Origin of the sequence: Calothrix anomala FACHB-343 (assembly GCF_014696435.1) — a bacterium.
Taxonomy (GTDB): Bacteria; Cyanobacteriota; Cyanobacteriia; order Cyanobacteriales; family Nostocaceae; genus Aulosira; species Aulosira anomala_A.
The window spans coordinates 83,354-89,353 of the sequence record NZ_JACJQG010000035.1 but is presented as its reverse complement, the minus strand read 5'-3'; the positions used below and the strand labels follow the sequence as shown (position 1 = coordinate 89,353).

The window sequence follows — 6,000 nt, the reverse complement described above, 5'->3', positions numbered from 1 at the left end:
ATTACCCGAAACTTCAGAAACCTTTATCTACCTTGCTATGATCCGTATTATGGTGAGGCGGCTAGCATAAAATTTGACCCCTAAAAACTTTTCAAACACCCTCTTAGGAAACGACTCACTTGATGGGGGACTAGAAAATGACAGCCTCAATGGTGGAGATGGTAATGACACCCTTAAAGGAAGTGGTGGTAACGATACATTAAACGGAGAATTAGGTACAGATACAGCAGACTACAGCAGTTTGGGTCAAAGCATCACCCTGTTACCTACAGGTGTGGTGAACAAAGGTGGTGGCTTGGGTACAGACCAACTGATCAAAATTGAGAGAATTATTGCCTCTGCGGCTGCGGTCAACAACACCATCGATGCGTCAACTGCAACTGCTGGTGTTTCGATTACTGCCAACTTGCAAACCCAAACTTTAAGCGTCAATGGTGTGTTTGGTGTCGGGCCATTTAGTGTCATTAACTTTGATGATGTCACAGGTACAAATGGTAATGACAGCATCACTGGCGATGCTCAAAATAACAACTTAATTGGCAACGGCGGTAACGATACCATCTCTGGCGGCGATGGCAATGATTTCCTTGATGGTCTAGATGGTAATGACTCCCTGATTGGCGGTAACGGTAATGATTTTATTTGGGGTTTCAATGGCGATGACTTCCTTAATGGTCTGAATGATAATGATAGTCTCTACGGCGAAAGCGGCAATGATACTCTTTTAGGTGGCGCAGGAAATGACAGTCTCTTGGGTGGTTTAGAAAACGACTCACTTGATGGTGGCACAGGAAATGACAGCCTCTTGGGTGGAGATGGTAATGACACCCTCAAAGGCGGTGCTGGTGCTGATACCTTAAACGGAGAATTAGGTACAGATACAGCCGACTACAGCAGTTTAGGCCAAAGCATCACGCTGTTACCTACAGGTGTGGTGAACAAAGGTGGCGGCTTGGGTACAGACCAACTGATCAACATCGAGACAATTATTGCCTCTGCAACTGCGATTAACAACACCATCAATGCTTCAACGGCAACTGCTGGTGTTTCGATTAATGCCAACTTGCAAACCCAAACTTTAAGCGTCAATGGTGTGTTTGGTGTCGGCCCATTTACCGTGATCAACTTTGATGATGTCACAGGTACAAATGGCAATGACAGCATCACTGGCGATGCTCAAAATAACCGCTTAATTGGCAATGGCGGCAATGATACCCTCAATGGTGGTTTAGGAAACGACTTCCTTGATGGTGGTGCGGAAAATGACAGCCTCAATGGTGGAGATGGTAATGACACCCTCAAAGGCGGTGTTGGTACTGATACCTTAAACGGAGAATTAGGTACAGATACAGCAGACTACAGCAGTTTGGGTCAAAGCATCACCCTGTTACCTACAGGTGTGGTGAACAAAGGTGGTGGCTTAGGTACAGACCAATTGATCAAAATTGAGAGAATTATTGCCTCTGCAACTGCGGTCAACAATACTATCGATGCTTCAACTGCAACTGCTGGTGTTTCGATTAATGCCAACTTGCAAACCCAAACTTTAACCGTCAATGGTGTGTTTGGTGTCGGGCCATTTACCGTGATCAACTTTGATGATGTCACAGGTACAAATGGTAATGACAACATCACTGGCGATGCTCAAAATAACAACTTAATTGGCAATGGCGGTAGTGATACCATCTCTGGCGGCGATGGCAATGATTTTCTTGATGGTCTAGATGGTAATGACTCCCTGATTGGCGGTAATGGTAATGATTTTATTTGGGGTTTTAATGGTAATGACTTGCTTGATGGTCAGAATGGCAATGATAGTCTCTACGGGGAAGGCGGCAATGATACTCTTTTAGGTGGCGCAGGAAATGACAGCCTCTTGGGTGGAGATGGTAACGATACCCTTAAAGGCGGTGCTGGTGCTGATACTTTAAACGGAGAATTAGGTACAGATACAGCCGACTACAGCAGTTTGGGTCAAAGCATCACCCTGCTACCTACAGGTGTGGTGAACAAAGGTGGCAGCTTGGGTACAGACCAACTGATCAACATCGAGACAATTATTGCCTCTGTAACTGCGGTCAACAACACCATCAATGCTTCAACGGCAACTGCTGGTGTTTCGATTAATGCCAACTTGCAAACCCAAACTTTAAGCGTCAATGGTGTGTTTGGTGTCGGCCCATTTACCGTGATCAACTTTGATGATGTCACAGGTACAAATGGCAATGACAGCATCACTGGCGATGCTCAAAATAACCGCTTAATTGGCAATGGCGGCAATGATACCCTCAATGGTGGTTTAGGAAACGACTTCCTTGATGGTGGTGCGGAAAATGACAGCCTCAATGGTGGAGATGGTAATGACACCCTCAAAGGCGGTGTTGGTACTGATACCTTAAACGGAGAATTAGGTACAGATACAGCAGACTACAGCAGTTTGGGTCAAAGCATCACCCTGTTACCTACAGGTGTGGTGAACAAAGGTGGTGGCTTAGGTACAGACCAATTGATCAAAATTGAGAGAATTATTGCCTCTGCAACTGCGGTCAACAATACTATCGATGCTTCAACTGCAACTGCTGGTGTTTCGATTAATGCCAACTTGCAAACCCAAACTTTAACCGTCAATGGTGTGTTTGGTGTCGGGCCATTTAGTGTCATTAACTTTGATGATGTCACAGGTACAAATGGCAATGACAGCATCACTGGCGATGCTCAAAATAACAACTTAATTGGCAATGGCGGTAGTGATACCATCTCTGGCGGCGATGGCAATGATTTTCTTGATGGTCTAGATGGTAATGATAGTCTCAATGGCGGAAACGGTAATGATACACTTTTAGGATTCTTTGGTACTGACAGCCTTATTGGTGGTTCGGGTATTGACTTCCTCAATGGTGAAGATGGAAATGACACCCTCATTGGTGGTTTAGGAAACGACTCACTTGTTGGTGGCGCTGGTGCAGATAAGTTTGTTTTTAACAACGTTCTTGAAGGTATTGATTTCATCCAAGACTTTAACTTTGATGAGTTGGACAAAATCCAAATTTCTCAATCAGGGTTTGGTTCTAGCTCTTTTAATGATTTCAACTACGACTCCTTGAGTGGCAATTTGTCCTTTAAAGGAAATGTGTTTGCCAACATAACCAATGAACTTTTTGTTACCTCTTTGGATATTGAGTTTATCGCTTAAAATTCATAGACTCAGTTAGGCTGAGAAATAGCGGCTAGGAAAGCAAGATTTTTATGCTTGGTTAAGATACTTTTATATGGGGCGGGGAGACCCCGCCCCTACTACCCTTGAAATTAGAACACCAAATGCGGATTGGTATTAATTGTGTATTTAAACTCATATTGCTATAAATATAAAGCAATGCCTTTATCCCCATTCCTATCTTTTTTAATCAGTAGGAATGGAGGTAAAGTTAAATATTTGATTATTTCCACAAGATGAAGTTGATAAAAGATTGACTTACTGATTGCAAAAGACAGACAAGATGGCTGCAAGCCGGAGACTAATTCACTTTTACTGCAACATTGAAAGATTCATCAATGGAATCTGGGAAGGGAGATGAGTTGACTGTTGATTCAGTTTGCCTGGGCTTGAGTGTTACCGTTGCGGATCGCCCATGCTAGATCTAATAGTTGAGTCCAACGCTTTTGTAGTTGCTTGGGGGTGCATTTGAGAGTTTTGGCGATCGCTTGATCGCTGTGTCTTGCTGTTTTTAATTGTAAAATTTGCTGTTGTTGCTCTGTCAGCAAACCTAAAAATGTTTGCCACTGTTGCCCAGAAAGACCCAATCTATGCTCTAAACCTGCACCTAACCATTGATGCACCAATTGCCAATGATGTTGCTTGGCGAATTTTTCTACATGGTATTTAAAACGCTGTTGCAGGTAGTCGCGCTGACGGCTGCTTAAACCGAGAATTTGGTCAATTTCCGGTGCAGATAGGTCTTGTAGCTTCAATGTCAAGTAATCTACACAATCAGATTGACCTTGAGCTTCTAAATAATTAACTAATTCAGCAATTACGCGATCGCGTTCTGATTCTTCTGAGGGATCAAAATTATTTTGGGCGATCATTTGGGATCGGAGCTGTTGTACCGCCGAGTTACGTTGGTAAGCTTCCCCTTCTTCGCTCTTAGCCGACTCTACCGCCATTTCAATATCTACGGTAGTTTCTTGGGGTTGGCGACGGGCAAAGCCTTGAGCGCGTAAAATAATTAATTGCTGGCTAGCACTTCCAGGTAAATTAATCCGGCGCTTGGCATATTGTTCTGTAAACGCCATGTATTCGGCTAATTGCAGTTGAGTGCGGGGGGTGTAATCTTCAGCTAATTCATTTTCCCGGCGGAAAGCTTTAATCGCCTCAATATAAAAAGCTTGTAAAAAATCTTCAATCAGGTTGTAACGTCCTTGAAAGCCCATATCTGAGCCAGAAACAGTCACGTGGCGGTAAACCATAGCACCCAAATTGCTATGTAATTCTACACGTCCCCGGCGCGAACCTAGTTGGTAATAACGCAGACACTTTTGCAAACGATGTCTGGCGAGTGTTAATTGCCAAGATTGGATTTCTCCTGAAGTTTGAATGCGGGTGCTTTTATCACAAATGCGTTCCACTTCTCTAGCTATGCGTTTTGCTACCGCTTGCGCACACCCAGGTGCGGCTTTTACTTGAGCTTGGATTTCTTCTAATAGCAATTGCATCAGAGTCTCAATATTGCTGGTATTGCTGGCGGTTACTTCTTTGCTGGAAACTGGGAATTCAAAAGCGGATGTAGAGATTGGCAGATTAGCAAGGTTAGCTTTCATAACTTTCACTAGAAGTGGTATTGCACCGTTATAACAATGTCCATTCAGCACCTGAGTCTAGTCTTGGTTAATAAATTTGGTATTTATCCATCAAGACTCGCCGTGAGCACTGCTCACTTATATGACTGTAAGAAATCTGAAAAAGTTACAGGGTTTCATTGTGTCGGTTTTTTCACAAGCAACCTCATTCAGGTGGCACAGGGGCAATTTACCATGTACTAAAATTTGCCCAAAACGATTGCTGTGCCGTACTTTCTCGCTATCTGCTGTTACCTGTTCTTGGCACCTGTAATTAGGACAATTGTTAAACTGGAGCGTATTTACTCAGATTTTCCGAAATGGAGGAATTAGTCAATGAAGTAGACTCGTTAAACCCACGCGGCTACTTCTTCCCAGCCTAAACCTCGTCTTGTCACCATTGGTTCTTCTCCGGTTAAGTCCAAAATTGTAGACACTTGATATGTGGGTTCTTCGCCAGTATCTACAATTACGTCTACCAAGTTATCCAAACGGTCAAACAGTTCGATGCGCGACAAACTAGATTCTGGATTATCTTCCAGATCCTCATCTACCTCATCTGGCGGCAGATGAGCCGAAGTAGAAATAATCGGATTCCCCAATGCTGTCAGTAATGCCAAACATACAGTGTGATTCGGTACGCGAATACCAGTAGTTTTTCGCTTGGGGTTTTGTGCTAGTCTTGGTACCAATTTAGTAGCAGGTAAGAGAAATGTGTACGGGCCTGGGATCAAGCGCTTCATAATTCGATAGGCTGTATCACTTACGAAGGCATAAGTCGCCACATTTGAGAGTGAAGGACATAAAAATGTCAGTGGCTTGTCATTCGCTAGCTGCTTAATTTGCCGTACTCGTTCCACTGCCGATTTGGCATTCAAATCACAACCAATTGCATAGACCGTATCAGTAGGGTAGAGCATTACTGCGCCGCTAGAGAGTGCCGATTTTATTTCCTCTATACGGCGAATTTGAGGATTATCAGGATGGACTGTGAAAATTTTTGCCATAAAAAATTTAGGAAGGAAAACTGAGCGCTTGTCATTATCAAAAAAATATAAAAATGAATACCAAATTAGGCGGAAGTAAATACGACTATGTTAAGGCTGTTATTCGGTAATAATCAGCGATCGCGCTATCAGTCATCAGTTATCAGTTTGTGTACTG

3 protein-coding genes are annotated in these 6,000 nt (G+C 43.3%); 1 reads left to right on the top strand and 2 read right to left on the bottom strand.

The window, feature by feature from the left end; all coding sequences use genetic code 11:
* Window positions 1–73: 73 nt before the first annotated feature.
* Entirely contained in the window at window positions 74–3,193 is a 3,120-nt protein-coding gene (locus H6G08_RS20165) for a beta strand repeat-containing protein (RefSeq protein ID WP_190546142.1), read from the top strand.
* Window positions 3,194–3,588: 395 nt separating this feature from the next.
* On the opposite strand, the gene H6G08_RS20160 is transcribed toward H6G08_RS20165, so the two are convergent.
* On the bottom strand, window positions 3,589–4,818 hold the full coding sequence (locus H6G08_RS20160; protein ID WP_190546140.1) for a HetZ-related protein: 1,230 nt from the start codon (window positions 4,816–4,818) through the stop codon (window positions 3,589–3,591).
* Between the two features lie 368 nt (window positions 4,819–5,186).
* The gene (locus H6G08_RS20155) at window positions 5,187–5,843 is read right to left on the bottom strand and encodes an L-threonylcarbamoyladenylate synthase (RefSeq protein WP_190546138.1); all 657 of its coding nucleotides are present in this window, start codon (window positions 5,841–5,843) and stop codon (window positions 5,187–5,189) included.
* Window positions 5,844–6,000: the final 157 nt, after the last annotated feature.